At 34.6% G+C, this 22,841-nt stretch carries 19 protein-coding genes and 1 tRNA gene; 13 read left to right on the forward strand and 7 right to left on the reverse strand.

Going from position 1 to position 22,841, the window contains the following annotated elements; translation table 11 throughout:
• The first annotated feature begins 366 nt into the window (after nt 1–366).
• Together C7D53_RS11175 and C7D53_RS11180 are read left to right on the forward strand one after the other, a co-directional pair.
• Entirely contained in the window at nt 367–1,746 is a 1,380-nt protein-coding gene (locus C7D53_RS11175; protein WP_106916553.1) for a DUF1800 domain-containing protein, read from the forward strand.
• Between the two features lie 49 nt (nt 1,747–1,795).
• Nucleotides 1,796–2,980, forward strand: a complete 1,185-nt coding sequence (locus C7D53_RS11180) for a DUF1501 domain-containing protein (protein WP_106916554.1) — start codon at nt 1,796–1,798, stop codon at nt 2,978–2,980.
• Between the two features lie 317 nt (nt 2,981–3,297).
• Here the strand turns inward: C7D53_RS11180 and C7D53_RS20920 are convergent, their stop codons facing one another.
• The 3 genes from C7D53_RS20920 to C7D53_RS11190 form a co-directional block, all read right to left on the reverse strand.
• Nucleotides 3,298–3,435: a hypothetical protein gene (locus tag C7D53_RS20920; protein WP_162926152.1), complete on the reverse strand. Its 138-nt coding sequence runs from the start codon at nt 3,433–3,435 to the stop codon at nt 3,298–3,300.
• A gap of 115 nt (nt 3,436–3,550) precedes the next feature.
• Nucleotides 3,551–4,582, reverse strand: coding sequence for a helix-turn-helix transcriptional regulator (locus C7D53_RS11185; RefSeq protein WP_106916555.1), 1,032 nt, complete (start codon nt 4,580–4,582; stop codon nt 3,551–3,553).
• 75 nt (nt 4,583–4,657) lie between these two features.
• Nucleotides 4,658–4,993 (reverse strand): HopJ type III effector protein, encoded by a 336-nt coding sequence (locus tag C7D53_RS11190; RefSeq protein WP_106916556.1) that lies wholly within the window; start codon nt 4,991–4,993, stop codon nt 4,658–4,660.
• 166 nt (nt 4,994–5,159) lie between these two features.
• Between C7D53_RS11190 and C7D53_RS11195 the strand changes: the two genes are divergently transcribed.
• The 4 genes from C7D53_RS11195 to C7D53_RS11210 all read left to right on the forward strand — a co-directional run bounded on the left by C7D53_RS11195 (nt 5,160) and on the right by C7D53_RS11210 (nt 9,980).
• Nucleotides 5,160–6,542: an RtcB family protein gene (locus C7D53_RS11195; RefSeq protein ID WP_106916557.1), complete on the forward strand. Its 1,383-nt coding sequence runs from the start codon at nt 5,160–5,162 to the stop codon at nt 6,540–6,542.
• 37 nt (nt 6,543–6,579) lie between these two features.
• Nucleotides 6,580–6,679: transfer RNA gene (locus C7D53_RS11200), tRNA-OTHER, on the forward strand.
• A 169-nt stretch (nt 6,680–6,848) separates the two neighbouring features.
• Nucleotides 6,849–8,600 (forward strand): hypothetical protein, encoded by a 1,752-nt coding sequence (locus tag C7D53_RS11205; RefSeq protein WP_106916558.1) that lies wholly within the window; start codon nt 6,849–6,851, stop codon nt 8,598–8,600.
• Between the two features lie 183 nt (nt 8,601–8,783).
• Complete coding sequence (locus C7D53_RS11210) at nt 8,784–9,980, forward strand: DUF1566 domain-containing protein (RefSeq protein WP_106916559.1); 1,197 nt, start codon at nt 8,784–8,786, stop codon at nt 9,978–9,980.
• 72 nt (nt 9,981–10,052) lie between these two features.
• On the opposite strand, the gene cobC is transcribed toward C7D53_RS11210, so the two are convergent.
• Genes cobC through cobT form a run of 3 tightly spaced genes read right to left on the reverse strand, consistent with a single transcriptional unit; the run spans nt 10,053 to nt 12,481 of the window.
• Complete coding sequence (cobC, locus tag C7D53_RS11215) at nt 10,053–10,607, reverse strand: alpha-ribazole phosphatase family protein (RefSeq protein ID WP_106916560.1); 555 nt, start codon at nt 10,605–10,607, stop codon at nt 10,053–10,055.
• Nucleotides 10,592–11,374 (reverse strand): adenosylcobinamide-GDP ribazoletransferase, encoded by a 783-nt coding sequence (locus C7D53_RS11220; protein ID WP_106916561.1) that lies wholly within the window; start codon nt 11,372–11,374, stop codon nt 10,592–10,594. Before C7D53_RS11220 ends, cobC begins: the two co-directional genes overlap by 16 nt.
• A complete protein-coding gene (gene cobT, locus C7D53_RS11225) occupies nt 11,375–12,481 on the reverse strand; it encodes a nicotinate-nucleotide--dimethylbenzimidazole phosphoribosyltransferase (RefSeq protein WP_317047256.1) in 1,107 nt (368 codons plus the stop codon). It abuts the gene before it with no gap.
• A gap of 114 nt (nt 12,482–12,595) precedes the next feature.
• Here cobT and C7D53_RS11230 point away from each other — a divergent pair, with 114 nt between their 5' ends.
• The 3 genes from C7D53_RS11230 to C7D53_RS11240 all read left to right on the forward strand — a co-directional run bounded on the left by C7D53_RS11230 (nt 12,596) and on the right by C7D53_RS11240 (nt 17,330).
• Nucleotides 12,596–13,348 carry a nucleotidyltransferase domain-containing protein gene (locus C7D53_RS11230; protein WP_106916562.1) on the forward strand — a complete coding sequence of 251 codons (753 nt, stop codon included), beginning with the start codon at nt 12,596–12,598 and terminating at the stop codon, nt 13,346–13,348.
• Between the two features lie 108 nt (nt 13,349–13,456).
• A complete protein-coding gene (locus C7D53_RS11235) occupies nt 13,457–16,264 on the forward strand; it encodes a TrlF family AAA-like ATPase (protein WP_106916563.1) in 2,808 nt (935 codons plus the stop codon).
• A gap of 1 nt (nt 16,265) precedes the next feature.
• Entirely contained in the window at nt 16,266–17,330 is a 1,065-nt protein-coding gene (locus C7D53_RS11240; RefSeq protein ID WP_106916747.1) for a nucleotidyltransferase domain-containing protein, read from the forward strand.
• Nucleotides 17,331–17,402: 72 nt separating this feature from the next.
• On the opposite strand, the gene C7D53_RS11245 is transcribed toward C7D53_RS11240, so the two are convergent.
• The gene (locus tag C7D53_RS11245) at nt 17,403–17,747 is read right to left on the reverse strand and encodes a TfoX/Sxy family protein (protein WP_106916564.1); all 345 of its coding nucleotides are present in this window, start codon (nt 17,745–17,747) and stop codon (nt 17,403–17,405) included.
• Between the two features lie 167 nt (nt 17,748–17,914).
• On the opposite strand from C7D53_RS11245, the gene C7D53_RS11250 reads away from it, so the two are divergent.
• The 4 genes from C7D53_RS11250 (at nt 17,915) to C7D53_RS11265 (ending at nt 22,821) form a co-directional block, all read left to right on the forward strand.
• Nucleotides 17,915–18,430 carry a DUF2975 domain-containing protein gene (locus C7D53_RS11250; RefSeq protein ID WP_106916565.1) on the forward strand — a complete coding sequence of 172 codons (516 nt, stop codon included), beginning with the start codon at nt 17,915–17,917 and terminating at the stop codon, nt 18,428–18,430.
• Nucleotide 18,431: 1 nt separating this feature from the next.
• Nucleotides 18,432–18,635, forward strand: coding sequence for a helix-turn-helix domain-containing protein (locus C7D53_RS11255; RefSeq protein ID WP_045494476.1), 204 nt, complete (start codon nt 18,432–18,434; stop codon nt 18,633–18,635).
• A 140-nt stretch (nt 18,636–18,775) separates the two neighbouring features.
• Entirely contained in the window at nt 18,776–19,648 is an 873-nt protein-coding gene (locus tag C7D53_RS11260) for an ABC transporter ATP-binding protein (RefSeq protein ID WP_106916566.1), read from the forward strand.
• 2 nt (nt 19,649–19,650) lie between these two features.
• Entirely contained in the window at nt 19,651–22,821 is a 3,171-nt protein-coding gene (locus tag C7D53_RS11265; protein WP_106916567.1) for an ABC transporter permease/M1 family aminopeptidase, read from the forward strand.
• The last annotated feature ends 20 nt before the right edge of the window (nt 22,822–22,841 follow it).

The raw sequence follows: 22,841 nt of genomic DNA on the forward strand, positions 1-22,841 counted from the left end.
CTAAACAAGAGGATGTAAAAATCGTGCCAAGCAAGGGTTTATTTGTTGTTTTAACACTCGATTAAATCATAAAACAATGAATATCAATAGGTTATTTTTAACTAAATTTAAATGTTTGTTTAACAAAAATTATCAAAAAAGGAGTTAAAAAAAGTAGAATTAAAGAAAAAAATGGTCAAAATTAGAAATGGAAAACTATATTGTAAGATAAACAGGATGCAGAATAGCATTTGGGGAAAACAAAGAGTATCTAGTTTTAGGCTCCAGCGTATCATACTAGTGTATAAAATAATATTAACAAACCTTAACCCGTTGTTATTTTAACCTTATCCTTTCTATTTCATCAAAAAAATAAATGATCTCACCATGGCTGATTCATTATTAAAGAACAAGCATCTTCTTTGGCGAGCCGGCTTCGGTATCGGCATCAATCAAATCGACGATTTGAAAAATAAAAACATTAAAACGTTGATGAATGAACTATTTAAAGAAGACCATTTTAGTGAGGTTACCTATGACACTCCCGACATAGATTCAACAGCGGATTATATGAACAGTACGGCTCCGGCTGAAAAGAAAAAGGAAATGCAGCGGATTAACAGGGAGCAAAACAATGAACTGAACCTCAATTTTCTTGATAAAATAGTAAACAGCAAGGAGCAAATGAGAGAAAAGATGGCTTTTTTCTGGCATGGGCATTTTGCATCTAGGGTTGTGAACCCAAAATTCAACCAAAAGCTTTTAAATACAATCCGAAAAAATGCTTTGGGAAATTTTAAAGAGCTGCTTTTTGAAGTAAGCCAATCGCCCGCAATGCTTAATTTTCTGAACAATCAACAGAACAAAAAAGATCACCCCAATGAAAACTTTGCCCGTGAAGTAATGGAACTTTTTACGATGGGGAGAGGAAATTATACTGAAAAAGATGTGAGAGAAGGGGCCAGAGCATTTACAGGCTGGAGCTATGATAAAGAGGGAAATTTCAAGGAAAGAAAAAATCAGCACGATGAGGGAACGAAGACTTTCTTAGGCAAGACAGGTAATTTTGACGGAAGTGATGCTTTAAACATTATTCTTGAGCAAAAGGCTACCGCCCAATTTATTACCACTAAAATCTATAGGTTTTTTGTGAATGAAAATGTTGATCAAGACATAATCAGTAGACTTAGTTCCAACTTCTACAGTTCTGGTTATGATATTAAGAAACTAATGACTGAAATATTTTCAAGCTCATGGTTTTATGACCAGAAAAACATAGGAAACAGAATAAAATCTCCTGTAGAACTAATGGCCGGAATGATGCGGATCCTTCCAATGCAGATTCAAAATCCTGAAAACCTCATCGTTTACCAAAAATTATTAGGGCAAATGTTACTTTACCCACCCAATGTTTCAGGCTGGCCCAACGGAAAATCCTGGATTGATAGTTCTACATTGATGCTAAGACTCCAGATTCCACAGATATGGTCTGGCTTGCGACCATTAGAATACAGCCCGAGACAGGATGATGACATTGATATGGGAATGAAATCTAAGGAAACAGCCTTAAATAAAACCTTTAAAAATCCCAATATTATCATAGACTGGGATCGTTTAGATAAAATATTCGCTCATAAAAACTGTGAAGATTATCTGATTCAAAATGCTCAAAGTCTGGATATTAAGACGGTAAATAATTTCTCTGACAAGAGTTTAAAGATGAATGTTATCAACCTTATGTCTACCCCGGAATATCAGTTAATGTAAACATGGAAATAGCAACTCTATCTATCACCTACGCTCTAAATAAAATGCTATGTTAATCAAAAGAAGAGAATTCCTTAAAATAAGTTCATTGGCAACAGCTTCTTTACTGATGCCTAATTTTCTAAAGGCTATGACACTGGATGAAGCGTTAGCTCCTACTCAGAATATCCTTGTAGTGCTCCAATTTACGGGAGGAAATGATGGATTGAACACCATTATCCCTGTAAAGAATGACATTTATTTCAGAGAAAGGAAAACACTTGCTGTTCAGGATGCTTTATCCCTTACAGATGAGGCCGGAATTAATCCCTCCCTCTCCTACTTTAAGGAACTTTTTGACAATGGTGAGCTTTCTGTAATGAACAATGTGGGCTACCCTAATCCGGATAAGTCTCATTTCCGGAGTATGGATATCTGGCAGTCTGCAAGCAAAAGTGATGAGTTTCTGGAAACAGGCTGGCTTGGCCGATTTCTGGATGAGGAGTGTTATCGTTGTGAACATCCTACCCAAGCACTGGAGGTAGATGATATGCTGAGCCTTGCCTTAAAGGGAGAAAACAATAAAGCATTTGCATTTAAAGATCCCAAAAGACTGTATCAGACCAGTCAGGAAAAGTATTTTAAATCACTTTACGACCATCATCATGATGATGAAACGGTTTCTTATCTTTATCAAACATTGGGATCTACAATCAACAATGCGGGGTATATTTTTGAAAAAAGTAAGGCAAAAAAAACGGAACAAACTTATCCTAATTCTCAACTGGGGAAAGATTTCAAAACAGTAGCCTCTCTCATCAAATCCGATATCAATACTCAGGTTTATTATCTTTCTATCGGAAGTTTTGATACTCACGTCAACCAGAATGAAAGGCAAAAAAAATTATTTGGCGACATCAATGAGGCTGTAAAATCCTTTGTTGCTGATATGAAAAGCAATGGGCTATTCAATAACATTCTATTGATGACGTTTTCTGAATTTGGCCGCCGTGTTGCCCAAAATGCAAGCAACGGAACAGATCACGGAACAGCCAACCAGATGTTTTTCATTGGCGGAAATCTCAAAAAGAAAGGTTTATTAAATTCACTTCCTGACCTGCAAAATTTAAATGAGGGAGACCTTATTTATAAAGAAGATTTTAGAAAAGTGTATGCCACTATTTTAAGAAACTGGCTTAAGGCTGATTCTTCGAAAGTTTTGGGTTGGAAAGACGGAATTTATGATTTTATATAAATTCAACTTAAACCACAAAGTCACAAAAGTTTTTTTAACACTTAAGTTTTTTAAGCGATAAGGGTTACGTGTAGAAAGTTCACTTGAGTCTGCTAAAAATCTTTGATTTTTCGGAAAAAAGGGAATCTATGATTTTATATAAATTGAACTTGAACCACAAAGTCACAAAAGTTTTTTTAACACTTAAGTTTTTTAAGCGATAAGGGTTACGTGTAGGAAGTTCACTTAAGTTTATTGAATGTCCACAAAAAAAGAGACTATCCGTTATGATACGACAGTCTCTTTTCAATAATTTTAAATTTTAACTACTTTTACGTTTAAGCAGTAATCTGCTTGGGTTCTTTCTCTTTCTGATCATCTTTTTTATCAAGTTTCTCAGATATTTTTTTAACGATATATTCTATCGCTATAGGGGCTATAATGGCAATTAATGCTTTAAATATTCTTGATTTCATAGTGCTATTTTGTACCTAACTACTACAATTTCCAAGCCAAGATAAAAAAAGCAGATAAATTTTATGACTGCACTTTGCGCAAATCATTCGGAATGATACAAATGAACAACGACTATCAATCTTGAATAGGCTCTCCATTAAGCAGGATCAGATCCTGATAGTTTTTATGTCCCGCCTTAAACTTTTCTTCCATTTTCAATTTCAGTTTCTGTGGCTTATGGACAATAAGAGTCTCACCAAAGCCTAGCAGTAATCTTTCCAGTTCAAAATTGATCTGTACGCAGATTTTAAACAGAGTTCCATTCTTTGTTTCACTAATGATCTCCTGGCTTTTATGCAGTGGTTTTGTTTTCACATAAGGAGCATTGGCTGAGTCTACAAAAAATATAACGTTTCTGGGCTGCATTGATTCTGCAACCGTAACGCCTACAATATCTTTGAAGTATTCGTCACCATCCAGATCCTTATCTATATAGGATAGGCTTTCATCTGCTTCAATATTCTCCATTCTATCCAGAGCCAGATTGTACATTTTCTGCTTGTAAAGACAGATGAGAAACCAACGGTTGTTAAATTCTTTCAATAACTGAGGGTGAACGGTATAAATACTCGACTCTTTTGCTGTAAAGCTCTTGTAAAGAATTTTTAATACCTTTTTATTGACAATGCTTTCATACAGAGTATCGATATGCTCCAGTCCTTTCAACTGTTCATTTTTATCTAAATGAATGATGGATTTCTGATTGGTTGCATGAATGGAGTCTTCCAACTTCTGAATTACCCCATTCATCTCCTTAAACATAGAAAAATCCTTGAATTGCTTCAGGATCTGAACGGCATTATTCATCGCTTTCAGGTCACTTTCATTCACAGAAATATTATGAATGCTGTAATCCTGATCACTGTAGCGGTAATACTTTCTTTCGTAGACCTCAATGGGAGCTTCGTACCCGAATTTTTCACTTCGCATATTCTGCAGATCGAGCTGAATGGTTCTTTTGCTTACGTAAGATTCTTTTCCTTCAAACTCAAACAAAGCTTCAGAACATTCGTCAATAAGATCTTCAAGGGTATATTTTCGATACTTATTTTTGAGACATTTATCCAAAGTCTTGTAGCGGATCAGTGCATTTTTATTGGATGACATGATTGTAATATTTAATTGCCAGCTTTAATGCAGAAGCATTCTATAAGCAAATTAGCGAATTCCCTTTTTCAAAAATTATTTCTCCTTTAAAGCTTCACCTTCAAAAGAAATACCCTCCCATCCGAAGTTCATGAAGTTTCTGATGTTCTGATGATCATTTCCATTGGGATTTTTTAGCACGTCTTCTCTGTAAAATTCTCCAAAAAGAGAAAGGGTCTGCCCTTTAGTCAATCCCTTAAGCTTCGCAAAGCTGAAAACCTTGCATGAACCATTATTTTGTCCCGATTCGTTTGCTGTACTTCCGTTTTTGAAAGCAGTAGGGGTAAAATCATAATGTTGATCAATGTAAGCAATAACTTCATTGAATTCAATCGTTTCCGGAAAATGCTGTAACTGTTCTAATAATACCATAAAAATTGGTTTTAAATTATATCATTTGATGGCTAATAGATGGATATCGAATTAGCCTTTTTTATTTTATTTAATTGTCTTTGTAAAAATAATCAAAATTTTCTTATCTACGCAAAACTATTGCGCAACAAGGATATTACTTTGCATTATCAAAATGAGAAAACTAATGGAATTTAATGGAAATCACTTACTTGAATTAGGATATAGACCAGCTAAATGGTTCAAAGATGCCATTACATATATCAATGAAAATAATCTGAATGAAGATCAGATCAAGGAATATCTGGAACTGTTCAAACAACCGGAACTTATTCCGCTCCATGAAACACCCAAGGATTTTATCATCAATATCAGGGCTGAACATGAAAGTGAAGATGATAATGTAGAAAAGGTAATCAAAACGATGAAAGTTCTGATGAAAACACCTACACTAACAGCAGGAGCAATTATGCCTGATGCCTGTCCTACAGGTCCGGAAGGTCAGATCCCGGTAGGTGGTGTGGTAGTTGCAAAAAATGCAATTCATCCGGGATTCCATAGCGCAGATATTTGTTGTTCTGTGATGCTTACAGACTTTGGGAAAGTAAACCCTAAGGATATTCTGGATGCAGCTCATTCAATAACTCACTTTGGATATGGAGGGAGACCAAGAGGTGAACAGATGCCTATGTCTCAGGAATTGATGGAAGCATTTAGAGAAAACTATTTTTTAAATGATGAGAAACTGATCAGCATTGCACGTTCTCATATGGGAACTCAGGGAGATGGAAACCATTTCTTGTTTGTAGGAATCTCCAAAAATACAGGAAATACAATGTTGGTAACCCATCACGGATCAAGAGCTCCAGGGGCGGCATTATATGATAAAGGAATGAAAGTAGCTAACCGTTTCAGACAGGATATTTCTCCTGAAACATTAAGGGAAAATGCATGGATTCCTTATGATACTGAAGAAGGTAAATCATATTGGGAAGCTCTCCAGTTAATAAGAACATGGACGAAGGAAAACCATACTTCCATTCATGATGCAGTTTTGAACAAACTGGAGATGGAGAAAGAAAACAGATATTGGAATGAACATAATTTTGTATTCAGGGATGGAGACTTGTTCTACCATGCTAAGGGCGCAACCCCACTGGATGATAAATTCATGCCTGATATTACTGGACCAAGACTAATTCCGTTGAATATGGCGGAACCTGTATTGATTGTTCAGGGAAAAACAAATGAAAGAAACCTTGGCTTTGCCCCTCATGGAGCGGGAAGAAACTTCAGCAGAAGCCAGCATAAAAGATCTTTGGCTCATAAAACGACTGAAGAAATCTTTAATGAAGAAACCAAAGGGCTGGATATCCGTTTCTACTCCAATGAAGTTGATATTTCTGAGTTACCCAGTGCTTATAAAAATGCAAAAAACGTGAGGGCACAGATTGAAGAGTATGGTCTTTGCGAGGTTCTGGATGAAGTAATGCCCTACGGATGTATCATGGCAGGTGATGTTCAGAAAAACGCACCATGGAAGAAAAAGAAGAAATACAGAAATCCATAATCTGTAATTTTTAATCATAAAAACTAATAATTATGGATGGGCAGTAGCTCAGCTGGTTAGAGCAACAACAACTTTCGGCTGTTGGCAAACAAAGTTCCTCAACTTGTGGGACGCAGGTTCGAATCCTGCCTGCTCAGCAAAATGATAGACAATATGTTTCTATCTACAAAAAAATAAAGGCAAAGGGAGTTCCTATAATTTACTGGTATTACTCCCCGCTTTTTTTCAAAAAATTATAGGTAAAAGGAGTTCCTATAGCATTTTTCTTTTAAAAAAACTACTCCTCACTTATTTAATTTTTATATCATGAAAACACTTCAACTTTTCAATGCTGTATTGGCTAAAAAAACGGATGAAAAACCTTTTATATCCAATGAGGGATTTATCATTGAACCTAATGCACTTTGGGCAAAGAAAGATATCATCAGCTACTATGCAAAAGAAAAATTAAACGGTAATGATCTTAATAAAACTTTCCATAAGTCTTGGGAAAAGATAAAGAACAGTACAAGATGGGAACTATTGATAGATCAAATTGAGCATTATATTTCTACCTATGGAAGTAATTTCCAGGATGAAATCTACATCCCCAATGAGGTTTTGAATATTCCTGAAATGAAAATTACTTTCAAGGTAATTAAAGCGTATTCTGTGGATGAGATGACTGATAAATGTCTTTCCTTATTGAAATCGGGAATTGCTTTAAAGGAAGAAACCATCAATGATCTTTTGTATATTCTGAACAAAGAGCTGAATTATGAATTCACAGGAAAGGAAAACATCAGGAACAAGGAGGCCGTTATCAAAATTGCAGACCTTTATAAAATCTATCCTGAAAATCCTGTAGAATTTTTCAGATACGTCATCTTTAAATCAACAGCTACAAGTCTATTGATCAAAAATAAGACGTTGATTGAAAGTATCAAGGAAAGTAAATTCAACCCGTCTGATTTGTTTGAGAGCTTCGGACTGAAAAAGCTTGCTGAGATTTTCAACAGATTTAAACCATTGTTTTTGGCTTATAAAAGCAAATCACCAAAGACTATTAATAAAATTTCCAAGTTATCAAAGGTCTATCATAAACCCTTGGTTTCTAACCCACTTAATGATGCCACCCATCTATTATTGGATGAGAATGATCTGCATTGGCTGGATAATGCGACACCATTCGCTTTATTTAAAGCCTTGTCAGCGTGTTATTTAAGAATGTATGGTCAGGATACTTTTGTATATAGAATCAGAAACGGGAAATCATGGGTGAAATCCGGGAAAAACAGTTCGGTAAATGAAATGAATTTTGAGTTTATCCTAACATATTTAAAATCCAGATTTGACCTTTCAGGAAAGTCATTTTACTTCCCTGAGGATGTTGAGTTCGGACTTCCGACTTCTGAAAAGATGTTTGTAGGAAATATTCCTGCGGGAACACGATTCTCAGGTGAAAAACTTGCGGTGGGAATCTATTGGGAAGATGCTTGGGGAGCCTATGATCTTGATCTCTCTGCATTAAATATTGGTGGAAAAACCGGTTGGAATGCAGCTTATAATCAGGAAAACGGAAATCTGATGTATTCCGGAGATATGACTTCTGCACCTAACGGAGCTGTGGAATATCTATATGCCAACAAAGGATTGAATGTTCCTACCCTGATCATGAACAATGTATATAGCGGAAACACAGAATGCGGATATAAAATTGTGATCGGAAAGGGAGATGTGATCTCAAGAGATTATATGATGAACCCCAACCATCTTTTTGCGGAAATCAGATGTAACTCTGTCCAAAGGCAGACAATTCTTGGAATGCTTCTTCCAAAGGGAGAAAAACAGACTTTTGTCTTATTGAATTTTGGAGCAGGTCATTCTCATGTTTCAGGAAATACAGAGATTGCAGTAATGGCAACCAATGCATTATATCAGCAATGGTATGAGCCAATTTCTTTCAACGATCTTGTTAAGGAATTGGGGGCAACAGTTACCATGGAAAAAGCTGAAGCAGATCTCAATTTCTCTCTGGAAAGCCTGGAAAAAGATAGTTTTATCAGAGTTTTTAAATAAATATGCGCCATTCGACTCCCTCGAATGGCGTTTTTCAAAAATACTTCTTCACCTTATTTTTTATCAATACCATCTTCTCAACAGTCTAATTTACAAACAGATTAATAATAACAAAAACAGTGATTTTTTTTTATATATTTGCCAGCCTTTAATAAAACTAAATAACTTAAAAAACTAATATTCATGAAAAAACTATTATTTCTAGTGCTCTCTATTTTTGTTCTGTCATCCTGTGGATCAGATAATGGCGGGGATGATAACAACGGAAATAACAATACCACTGTATATCCAAAGGTCACTACAGGGCAGCTTACTTTTAATTTGGCTCAGTTCACTTTCCATGGGACGGTAACTTCAGCAGGAGCCGGATTTTCATCTCGCGGATTCTGTTGGTCAAAAACTATCAATCCTACAATCGGCAGTTCTAAAACAATCTCTGAATTCAATAATTCTGTAGGAGACTACGCACTTACGCCAGATTATGGGGCAGATTTCGAAAAATCGACCCTTTATTACATAAGAGCTTTTGTTAAGGCTAATAATGGGGAAACCATTTACGGAGACAATGTGACATTTACCTCTCCCGGAAAAATGGATATTAACTTTAAAATGGTTAAGCAGATCTATACAACATCTGCTACTTTCGAAACAGATAAAATTACAGTAAATTATCTTGAGCCATTCTTTCCGGATGAAAAGGGATTCTGCTACAGAACTACTGCAGGAGTAGACATTTCAAACGGACAAACGGTTAAAGCAACAACCGCTAACAATTATTCTCCTTATGAACTGGAAGCTAACGGATTACTTCCTAACACTACTTACTATGTAAAATCTTATGTAAGAGAGGGTGCACAAGTGTATTATTCAGCTGAAAAGACATTTAAAACAGCCGGAGCAATAGGTGCTTCCGGTGGATATGTTTACTATGACAAAGGAGAAACTACGGATGGCTGGAGATATTTAGAAGCAGCTCCTGCTAACCTTATTTACAATGGATCTGATAAGGTTGAATGGGGATGTCCTTTTGATGTTATCAATCAGACGCAGTCAGTAATGGGATCAGGTCCTTCTAATACAGTTAGAATTGTTTCTCAATGTTCAGATGCTAATTCTGCGGCAAGATTATGTGATAATTATGCTATCAATGGTTTAACAGACTGGTTTCTTCCCTCAGAAGATGAGCTAATGGCATTTTATAAAAGTTCCAAGAATGTTTACAATATCGCTTCAAATAACGTATCACAAAAGTATTACTGGAGTTCTACAGAGATACCTGGAAGCAATCAGGTAAAGATTCTGGAAGGGTATAATGGATATATGTGGAGCTACACCAAAGACTATTATTCGGTGAGAGTAAGACCTGTCAGAAGATTCTAAAAATATTTCATAAAAACGAAAAACCGCTATTTTTAGCGGTTTTTTTATTTTAATAGATCCTTAAAATACGATCTATACATTTACACTTTTAATTGAAAACAACCCTTTTTCAATTTTCACAATGGTTCTTTTTCCATAACCCATCTGAATGCTGAACATATTCTCGAGAGGAAATTGTAAAACGGTTTGAAGTATCAGACGTATGACTCCTGCATGAGCAATAATCAAAACTTTATCCGCATTTTCTTCTGTCAATAATTCATTCCAGAAGCTAAGCACACGAGCCTGCATTTCAAGGAGGTTTTCTCCTCCCGGGGCCTTTACGCTAATGAAATCTTTATACCACTGATTAATTTCTTCCTCAGGAATATCAGTCCATTTCACGAGTTCCCAATTTCCGAAATTCATTTCCCGAAGCCTTTCATCAGTTTTATAATCAAACTTAAAATAATCAGCCAAAAGGCAACAGCGCTGGGCAGGGCTTGAAATCACCAGATCAAAATCCTTATCCAGATTCAATTGTTTAAAATCTTCAGAATAGTCTTTTTTTAAAGATATCTCTGCAAATCCGTAACACAAATTTTCCGGATTTTCTACAGCTGTATGCCGGATTAGATGAATTTCCATACGATCATTGTTCCAAGATAAAATAAAACCTCACAAACCTGTTGTACAGAGCCCAGACAGTCTCCGGTATAGCCACCGATATGTTTTTTAAAATACCATCCCATACAGATCTTGCCCAAATATGCAAGTGCAAAGGCCAAAATCAAACGCCAGTCCGGAATCAGGGCAAAAGAGACCAAAACACTAATGAACCCTACCAGCAAAGATATTCCATTCAAAGGTTTATTGGCCAGAGGTTTTGATTTGCTTACATCAATATCTGTAACATATTGGTGGGTATAAATCATGGTTCCCGCAATAAAACGACTTGAGGCGTGGGCCAAAATGATAATCGCTAAAGTTTTAAATAAATCAACTACTCCCAAAGCCTGAATACTAAAGAATTTCAGGGCAAATAGCAAAATAATGCCTACTGCTCCATACGCTCCTACTCTACTGTCTTTCATGATAGTAAGGATCTTTTCCTTTCCATATCCTCCTCCAAAGCTGTCGCACACATCGGTAAAACCATCCTCATGAAATGCTCCCGTGAGCAAAACACTACTGATCATCATCAGGATAATTCCTATTTCAAGGTTAAAAAGCTGAAAAGACAAATACAGAACAATAGCATTAATCAATCCTACCAATAGTCCGATCCAGGCAAAGTATTTTTGGGATTTGTTCATAATCTTCCCGGAATACGGAATGGTAAACGGGACCGGAATTCTTGTGAAGAACATCAATGCTGTTGCAAAGTAGATGAGTTCATTTTTTATAGTCTTCATTTATTCTTTATTTGAAACATGAGCATCCTCAAAACTAGACATTTCATTCAGGAAATTAACCGCACTCTGGATAATGGGATACGCCAAGGCACAGCCGGTTCCTTCTCCCAAACGCAGATTAAGGTTCAGCAAGGCTTTTTGTCCCATTAATTCAAGAAGCTGAAGATGTGCATTTTCATCACTTACATGGCAGAATATACAATTGTTCAGAATTTCAGGATTCTTTTTCCATGCTGTGGCAATGGCAACTGTAGCGATAAACCCATCCACCATAATCAACATATTTTGATGGAAAGCCTCTTCCATAGCCCCAATCATTTGGGCAATTTCCAATCCGCCAAAGGTTTGAGCAATCTCATCAGGCGTTATAATATTGGAATATTTTTCGATGGCCGTTGACAAAATATTGATTTTATTCTGTAACTGATCATCATTCAGTCCTGTTCCACGTCCGATACAGCTAACAAGGGATAAATTAAACAACTTACTCATCATCAATGATGAAGCTGAAGTATTTCCAATTCCCATTTCTCCAAAGCCAATGATATTACAACCTGTTTTTGCAATTTCTGTAACTACTGAAACTCCGTTTTTAAGTGCTTTTTGATACTCCTCTACGGTCATTGCAGGTTCTTCCAAAATGTTACGGCTGGATTTTCTGACTTTCTGATCTATTAAATTCAATCCCGTGGGAAAATCAAAATTGACTCCGGCGTCAACTATTTTAATTTCAATTCCATTTTGTCTGCAAAAAACATTAATGGCTGCACCACCACCCAGAAAGTTCATCACCATTTGATAGGTAACTTCTTGTGGATAAGCACTTACTCCTGTTGTTGCAATGCCATGATCAGCGGCAAAGACCACCATATGAGGTTGTAATAACTGAGGGGAGGTTGTCTTTTGAACCATCCCAATTTTGTAGGCAAGGTGTTCCAGATATCCTAATGCTCCTAAAGGTTTTGTTTTAAAATCAATTGTATGCTGTAGTTCAGTTGTCAACATGGTTGTAATAATAGTTATGTTAAATAGAGAAAGTGCAATATTAGTGAAATGAGGGCTAAGAGCCAAGAAGTGAGAGTCAAGAGTCAACGTGCCAGATATCAAATTTCAGATTATTAAGATGAACGAAATATTCAACCTTAAACTCTTCACAAAAAAATTATTGCGTAATAAGATTGCGCACATCACCATTTATTTTGCAATATAAAATTGAAAAAAATGACACCAAAAATAATAGAAAAGATAAAAGAAGTTGAGGCTAGTAAGGGCGTAAAAGTTCTTCTGGCCGTTGAATCAGGGAGCAGGGCGTGGGGCTTTGCCTCTCCAGACAGTGATTATGACATACGATTTATATATTGCCATGAAAAAGACTGGTACCTTTCGCCTTGGGATAAAGATGAAACCATAGAATTTATGACAGAGGATGATCTGGATGGTTCCGGATGGGATCTTCGGAAGACTTTTCATCTTCTCTTAAAATCAAATGCTGCTTTATTGAGCTGGTTTTACTCTCCTATCATTTATACGGAAGACAAAAGGTTTATGGAATTATTCAGGCCTTTGGCAGATGCCTGTTTTTCTCCGATCGCAGTTTCCTATCACTATTTAAGCATGAGCAAAAAATATCTGGAAGCCTGCAGAGCTGACGAAATAAAGCTAAAAAGCTATTTTTATTGTCTGAGAACTACATTAACAGGGAAATGGATCATAGAAAAAGGAAGTGTCCCACCGGTATTATTCAGTGATTTGCTTATATTGGTGGATGATGAAACCAGAGCAAAAATAGAAAACCTTATAGTATTAAAAGCTACAAAAGGAGAATCTTACTACCATCCGAATGATTGGGAACTGTTTGTTTTTCTTGAAAAAACAATCGCTGAAAATGAGGAAAAATCAAAGAGTTTATCAGGAGGAAAAGCGGATAAAGGTGAGATGGAGAGAGTTTTTAAGGAAATATTGGAGAAATGTTAAGGATTACGGGAAGCCGTAGTCTTTTTTTATGGATTGAGGATATATTTGTCTGTTGGGGGAGACCGCTTAATTAAATAGAAATTAATATATTAGAAAAAACTAAAAATTATGACAATTAACAGAGGTTCAGAATGGAGAAAATGGGATTTACATATTCATAGTCCAAAAACACATTCAACATCTAATAGGTATAAAGACTTATCAATTGAAGATTTTTGTAAAGAAATTATTAATAAAAATATAGATGTTATTGGTCTAACTAATTATTTTTATATTACAGAAGCTGAATATAATGAGGTTGTTAAAGGACTTGATGATAAATGTTATGTAATTCCAAATTTTGAGTTTAGGGCTAGTGACAAAAACACAAAAGGAGACCATATAAATTTTCACATCTTATTCAATCCTAAACTCGGAATACGAAATATATTGAATAGCATAGGTAATGTGAAACTACATAATCACACTAATAAATATTGCAGAGAAGCTGATATCTTACAATTAGGCATTGATTCTGTCTCAATTGATTTTGAAACAATTTTAAATCAATTAAAAACAGATTTTAAAATAATTGAGGATTTTATTGTATGTGTACCATACACTGGTTACGGAGGATTTAAAGTTGATAATAAACCCAGGAACATTTCTCAAGAAAAAAAGTTTGATGAGTTATCAAATTTTATATTAGGTAATAACAGTTCTAAAGAATATTTTAATAGTAATAGAGAATATACTCTAGGAAAAGATACTTTTATCATTGATAAAAATAAGGCTATTATAAATTGTAGTGATGCACATTCTAAAGAGGATATTTCAAATAAATTTACTTGGATAAAAGCACACCCAACTTTTGAGGGTCTCAAACAAATAATATATGAGCCAATTGAAAGAGTTAAAATTCAAAAGGAAAAACCTGAATTAGAAAAGCTGGATAGTTTAATGATTGACAAAATAATATTTGCTCCGTCTGATAATAAATTCACAACTACCCCTATCTATTTTAATAAAAATTTAAATGTAATCATAGGAGGAAAATCTTCTGGTAAGTCAATATTACTATACAATATTGCTAAAACACTTTACGAAAATCAAAATGATTCTGTTCTAAAATATAAAGACGCAAATGATAATAAGGAAAAAGATTTATATGATTTAAGTATTGATGATCCTGAATTTGATTTTACAGTCGAAAACTATTTAGGTATAAGCCAAAGCATAAAAAGGGAAAATGGAAAGAACAGCATTTTAGGAAGTATAAAATACATTCCTCAAAACCACTTATCAGATTTAGTTGATAAGAGTTTAAGGAATTCAAATGAATTAAAAAAATATATAAGAAATCTACTCAGAGAAGATCCAAAATATAATAAAATTTACGAAGATTTTGTAGAAAAATTAGGACAAAATGACGAAATAAGAAAAAATGATATTTCTCAATATTTTATTTATCAAGAAGAATTAAGAAAGAAAAAAGAGGAGTTACAACACAAAGGAGATAAAGAGTCTGTTATAAAAAGTATCGAAGCTTTAGAGTCAAAAGTTGCAGAAACTAAAAAAGATTTAACGCCCGAACAAACAATAGAATACAATAGCTTAACAAATGAATATTCAGAATTAGAGAAAATCAAAAATTCGTTATTGGGGGATTTAGAGAAAATAAATATTTTTTATGAATCAACTAATTATGCACTTAATGAATTAAAAGCAAAGAAAACATTATTAATAGAAAATCTTGAATTAGAAGATATAAAAAATGACTATGCTGAGAAACTCAATTTTATTGATGATGCAATTGCTGAAAATGAAAACATAAAAAAGCTAATTATAAAAGATGAAAATGAAAATTTTCAAATATTAGATAATAATATTTTCAATTCAAAATTGAGTATTATAAATAAAAGATTAAATGAGTTAAACACAAAATTAGCTCCATTAAATAGTTTATTTGAAAACCAAAACTTGATTATTAACTATCAAAAAACAATTTCTGAAGAAAAAATTAAAATAGCTGAAATTGAGCAAATTGAAAAGGAAACGGAAAACATAACAAAAACTGCAAATGATAGAAAAATGAAAATTTTTGAAGACATTAAAAGTAATAGAAAATTGTATGATAATTTGTTGGTAGATTTTGTTTCTCGCATAGATAAAATTAAAGAAGAGGATCCTGAATTAAAAATTGAAGGTAAAATATATTTCAACTTCCCAAAATATCGTGAAATAATTATAGATTTTAGTCACGGAAACACAAAATCTTATTCTGGATATGGAATTCTTAATGAAGAAAATAACGCTTTAATAGAATATGATTTTGATCAATATTTAAAAGATTTAAACACAGTTTTTGAAAATATTGAGAATGGAAACTATAGATTAAAGAATAATATTTCAAAACAAGATGCAATAATTAAGATTTTAGAACAAAAACATTTCTTTGACCACTGGGACATAACTTATAAAAATGATACAATCCATAAAATGTCTACAGGAAAAGCAAGCTTGGTTTTATTAAAAGTAATGATAAAGTTAAGTGAAATTAAAGGTCCAATATTAATTGACCAACCAGAAGATAATTTGGATAATCGCTCTGTTACTAATGAACTTATTGAATATTTAAAAGAAAAGAAAAAAGAACGACAAATAATTTTAGTAACTCATAATGCAAATATAGTAGTAAATGCAGATGCAGAAAATATAATTATTGCAAATCAAAGAGGACAAAGCGATGATGATGAATTAGGAAGTCCATATTTATTTGATTACATAAACGGTGCATTAGAAGATGTAAATCCTATTTCCGAGAATCAAGACGAAAAAGATTTATTAAAATCTATGGGAATTAGAGAGCATATTACTCAAATTGTCGAGGGAGGAAAAGAAGCATTCAAAAAACGTGAAGAAAAATATGGATTCTAAAATGACCATCCAAGACCTCAAAGACAAAAACCTCATCCTCTTCGAAACCATCTCCGGAAGCCGCGCTTTTGGGTTGGCAACAGAGAATTCTGATACAGATATCCGTGGGGTATATTACTTACCCAAGGAAAACTTCTTTGGACTGAATTACATTCCACAGGTTTCTAATGAGACGAATGATATCACGTATTATGAAATCGGGAGGTTTGTAGAACTTTTACAGAAAAATAATCCAAATATCCTGGAAGTATTGGCAAGTCCTGAGGATTGTATTCTTGATAAACATCCGTTAATGGACTTATTGAAAATGGAAGACTTTCTATCCAAATTATGCAAGGATACTTTTGCAGGATATGCTATTTCACAGATTAAAAAGGCTAAAGGGCTTAACAAAAAAATCTTAAACCCAATTGATAAGGAAAGAAAATCAATTCTTGATTTTTGTTTTATTCTGGACGGTCAGGGTTCTGTTCCCTTGAAAAAATGGCTTTCGGAAAATGGGAAAATTCAGGACAAATGCGGATTAATAGCTATTGATCATACAAAAGGTATGTTTGCCTTGTTTTATGACGATTCACAAACATTAGGATATAAAGGAATTCTACAACATGAGGAAGCGAATCAGGTTTCTGTATCCTCTGTTCCCAAGGATGAAAGCCCGGAAGCTTATCTATTCTGTAATCTAGATGCCTACTCTACGTACTGCAAAGATTACAAAGAATATTGGAAATGGGTAGAGGAACGTAATGAAGATCGCTACAACGTTAACAAATCTCACGGCCAGAACTATGACAGTAAAAATATGATGCACACCATCCGATTATTACAGTCATGTGATCATATATTTTCTACCCGTCTCCTACAAGTTCGTGTGGAAAACCGACATGAATTGTTGGATATCAAAGCAGGAAACTGGCCCTATGAAACAGTAATTCAGAAAGCAGAACATCTTATACAATCCATTGAATATCATTATCCAACATCCAGTCTTCCCGATTATCCTGATCTGGAAAAAACGACAAAAATTCTGATTGAAATAAGGAAAAATCTATATGAAGAAAATTAATAAATGATGAGTAATGAACAGTGGGCAACTACGACAGTGGATACCCACTCTCATACTCTAAAACCCTCAGCCCTATTTCTTCTTTGAAGCCTTAGCAATAGGATTATACTCAAGGCAAATTTTCATCCAATATTCAAAATCTGAGGGCTGCTGAAATCCGGAAGGTTCTACGTAGCAATAGTCTTTGAGTTGCTTTCCTCTCATTATCATAGGTAGAAAACCTTTTTTCTCAGAAACCTCATCCTCCAATTCCGGGTTATAACGGCACATCAAATTATCATGACTGATGTTGATGCACATTTTTCCATTCACCAGAAATACCAACCCGCTAAACATTTTCTTCTCTTCAACCTCAATATTATCTATAGCAGAAAGCCATTCTCTTACTCTGTCTGCAAGTTCAATATTATATCCCATGATGCTGTATTTTTATGATTTAAAATTAATTAAAAAACAATGATCAATACACTATTTTCAGATAATCATTTCATAGTATTCAATTTTAAAAATAAAATTTCATTTAAATTAATTATTGTTTTACGATAATTAATTATACATTTGCAATACTAATTAATGATCGTGACATGAACCAGACCAAAGTTATTTCCAAGATTTTATTTTATATCTGCTCACTGCTTTCAGCCGGATATTTAATAATGGTATTGTATTCGCTTGTGTGCCTTATCACAGGCTTTGCCATTACTCCTTACAAAGAAGGGCGGTTTCTTCACATCAATTTTCCTTTTACAGAACAGCCTTTTTTGAATATTGAGAACAATTATCCCTATATATTATTTTCATTTCTGCTGGTATTAATTTCTTATGGAATTTTTTTCTGGCTTTCAGCAAAAGTCTTTAGAGTATTTTTTCAATCCACACTTTTCAATAGAGAGAATATACTGCAGCTTAAGAAATTTTACCTTTATAATATTTTCATTCCTCTTCCCTTGGTTATTATCGCGAGTTTCTTTGTGGAAGTAGAAAGTATTGTCTGGGGCCTGGTGTTTATTCACTTTATGCTTGGAATTTTCTGTCTGTTTCTTGCCAATATCTTTAAGCAAGGACTACATTTGCAAAACGAACAAGACCTATTTATTTAAAATGCCAATTATAGTCAACTTAGATGTCATGCTAGCCAAACGAAAAATGCAGAGTAAAGAATTGGCAGAAAAACTGGGAATCACTCCCGTAAACCTCTCTATCCTAAAAACCGGAAAAGCCAAAGGGGTACGCTTTGATACCCTGGAAGCCATCTGTAAGATCCTGGAATGTCAGCCGGGAGATATCCTGGAGTATAAAGAATAACAAGTATTTGAGAATATTAGACTCATCTACTTCTATTCTAAAGCTTAGCCTCTTTCCAGTTTCAAATTCAAACATTTTCACTCAATCAATTGTAATCCAGAAAAGGATTGCCTCACCGCCTATTATCCAAACACAACCTTATGAATACCTTATCTATAAACAATATTAGCCTTACGTATAAAAATGGTTTTCAAGCTATTAATAATATTTCCATAGAAATAAAAAATGGAATGTTTGGGTTATTGGGACCCAATGGAGCCGGAAAATCATCCCTGATGAAAACCATCGTAGGGTTACAAAAACCCAGCTCCGGAAGTATTCTTTTCAATGAAGTTGACATTCTTAAAAACCCAGCATTCATAAAAAAACATCTAGGATTTTTGCCTCAGGATTTTGGGGTATATCCAAAGGTTTCTGCCTATGATCTTTTAGAACACATCGCAATTCTGAAAGGCCTTACAGACAAGTCCCAACGTAAAATTCAGATCCAAAATCTACTTGAAAAAGTTAATCTTTTAGATTTTCAAAACAAAGAAGTTCATACCTTTTCCGGAGGCATGAGGCAGCGTTTTGGAGTTGCTCAGGCTTTACTGGGAGATCCTAAAATTATTATCGTTGATGAACCTACTGCAGGCTTAGATCCTGAGGAGCGCAACCGCTTCAATACACTTTTGAACGATATCAGTCAGGAGGTTATAGTGATCCTTTCCACGCATTTGGTGGAAGATGTAAGAAATCTTTGTTCAGAAATCGCCATTATGAATCATGGGCAAATTCTGAGAAAAGGAGAGCCCAGAAAATTAATGACTGAACTAGAAAACAAAATCTGGTCAAGATCTATAGATAAAAATGATCTTGCTAGTTACCATTCTCCTCATAAAATAATCAGCAGGCAATTGATAGAAAGAGAACATCATATTACTGTTTTTTCTGAGGAACTGCTTAATGATTTCAAGCCTGTAAATCCTTTGCTGGAACACTTTTACTTTTACACACTAACTCAAAAACCTTAATCATGAACGCCATATTTACCTTTGAGGCCAGACGCAATACCAAGCACTGGCTTACTTACCTTATTGCCATCATTCTGATCCTTATGGGCATTTTCTGTGGCAGCCAGTTCAACCTTTCTGTTGGAGAGGGAATCTATTTAAATTCTCCTTACACCATTGGATTTATGACCGGAATGCTAAGTCTTTCCCTTATATTTTTTGCCACTATTTATGCATTACAAATTCTTTTCAAAGAGCAGGATTCCAAATTTGATACTATTCTGTTTTCTTTTCCGGTCTCGAAGCTAATATATTTGAAAGGAAAGTTCTGCATTTACTTTCTGCATACTTTTTTAAGTTTTTCCTTCCTAATGGCTGGCTTTCTTATAGGTCAAACCTTACGTACAGGAAGTGAGATACAAAATGGATTCAATATAATTCACTATCTCTACCCTTTGTTGGTTTTTGGATTCGTTAATTCTTTTGTGGTATGTAGCTCACTTTTTTTAATATCCTTTACCATAAGAAAAAAGTTATTGGTTGTGGTCGGAGGTCTATTATTATACGTTTTCTACATGATCATTTTACTATTCTCCAACTCACCATTTATGGCCGGAAGCATGCCTCAATCTTTAGAGACACAGCAGATTTCTGCATTATTAGATCCGTTTGGGCTATCCTCTTATTTTTGGGAAGCAAGGACGCTTACAGCACAACAGAAAAACCTACAAATTGTACCTTTTGTAGATTATTTACTCATTAACAGAATTTTTTGCTTAATCATATCAGGAGGTTTTTTATTTCTTACTTTAAGACTATTTTCCTTTTCCAATATTGCAAGGCAAAAGATAAAAAAAGCGGACTTAAAAACAGATTCTTTATCCAAGGTTTTAATATCAGAATATTCCATCCTCTCCACTGAATTTGGAAAGATGGCCTCACTGAAATCTATCCTGTCCTTTGCAAAAGTTGACCTGATCTACCTGTTCAAAAGTCCTACCGTTCCTGCAATTTCCATTCTCTTAGTATTTTCTGTTGGGATGGAAATGTATGCTGAAATTGAAAAAGGAATTCGTCTTCCTCAGAAATATGCTGGCTCAGGACTAATGGCAACTACTATTTCTGAAAATTTTCATCTGCTCGGATTAATTATTGCTGCCTATTTTCTTAATGATCTGTATTGGAGATCTCGTTCGTCAGGGTTTTTTATGATTGAAAACAGCACTTTCTTTTCAAAGAACAAACTAACGGGACATTTCTTTTCCATAAGTATTCTGCTTTTCTTTTTCACAGGAATCTTAATTGTAGAGGGAATTATCTTTCAGGCGACTTACCAGTATTTTTATATCGATTGGAGTGCCTATCTTGGCGTTTTTCTCTTTAACACTTTTCCATTAATCTTATTTTCCGGATTAATCCTATTCATTAATGACAGAATTCCTCACAAATTTATTGCTCTGGGAATCTCTATTCTTGCTGTTTTTGTATTAACCGGACCCGTTTCCGACAAGCTGATTTCTTACCCTCTGCTCAGGATATTTTCAGGTTTTAAAGGAAACTACAGTGATTTCAGCGGATATGGAATGTATGAAACAGCATTTGGACAAAGATTATGGTTTGGGGCAGGTCTTATTTTTGTGGTATGGGTGCTGAATAATGCTGCTAAACATAAAAAGCTATCCCTAATTCCATCTACGTTGGGCATTCTTTTTCTGGGCTCAGGAATTGTGGCAGGAAGCTATTTTATGAAAGGTTATATCCCTGAAAGCGAAGAGGAAGAAATCCTAAGCTCCGTTCAATACGAAAGAAATTTCCGAAAGTATGAAAAACTGCCACAGCCCGAAATCACAGATGTTATTACAGAAATTCAACTTTATCCCTCTAAAAATGCATATGAAATCATCGGAAAATATACTCTTAGAAATCAAACAAATCAGCCCATTGATAAAATTCTCATCAATTTTAATCAGGATTTAAAACTAGAATCTGCTATTTTAAAGTATGGAACTGAAATTACGAAGATCTCTGAAAACACCTCCGAAGTTTCATTAAAGAACACTTTACAACCTCACGATACAGCTTATTTGAATTTTAAAATGTCCTACAGGTGGTACGCGGTAAATGGTCACCGATCTTTCAATGCCATTATAGAAAATGGTTCCTTTATGAGAATCAGCAGATATTTCCCAACCATTGGCTATCAAAAGAATTTCGAAGTTCAGGACCCACATACGCGTAATGAATATAACCTTGGAAAACTGACAGAACTGGAAAATCCTGAAGCTCCTGAAGTGTTTAAAAATGACTTCGTTAATCTCAGGATGACTATTTCTACGGAAAAGGGCCAAACTGCAATAGGAACCGGAGATCTGGTGAAAAAATGGACAAAATCAGGTCGGGATTATTTCCGGTATGAGGCAAAAAATATTCCATTCCGTTTTGCAGTCTCTTCCGCAGAATACAAGATAAAAAGTATTCATTATAAAGGAGTTGCAATCAATGTTTTGTACCATAAAAAGCATTTTGAAAATGTAGATCATCTTCTTGAAAATGCAAAGCTCACGCTGGATTACTGTCAGCAGAATTTTGGAAAATACCCTTTCAAAACCATTAATTTTACAGAAATTTCTTCTTTTACCAGAGGTTTTGCTGCTACAGCCTATCCATCGGCTATTTTTATGCCGGAAGACATGATTTTCCACTCCAATATTCATGCAGATCAAAAGCAGGATGTCATCAATGAACTTGCGGGACATGAGCTATCTCATCTCTGGTGGGGAAATAGCCAGATTAATCCTGATGAGAGAAAAGGTTCCGTGATGCTTACAGAAACTCTGGCCATGTATACCGAAATGATGCTTTACAAAAAAATGCACGGAAGTCAAAAAATGCGGGAAAGAATAAAGATGCACCAACAAATCTATGATAATGAAAAAGGCTTGTCTGAGAATATTCCGATCTATAAATCTACCGGAGACTCCCCTCACATTTCTTATTCTAAAGGCGCTGTTGCGATGGTAAAATTAAGCGATTTAATGGGTGAAGACAGGGTGAATAAAGCATTAAAGAATTTCCTAAATAATAATCAATATCCCAAAAAACCAAGTTCTGTAGACTTGCTTCAAGAGTTTTATAAGGTATCACCCGACAACGGGACCAAAAAGCAGGTCGATCAATTATTTAAAAAACTTTAATAGTATTTGGCCATAGTATA

This window comes from Chryseobacterium aurantiacum (assembly GCF_003020585.1).
Classification (GTDB): domain Bacteria; phylum Bacteroidota; class Bacteroidia; order Flavobacteriales; family Weeksellaceae; genus Chryseobacterium; species Chryseobacterium aurantiacum.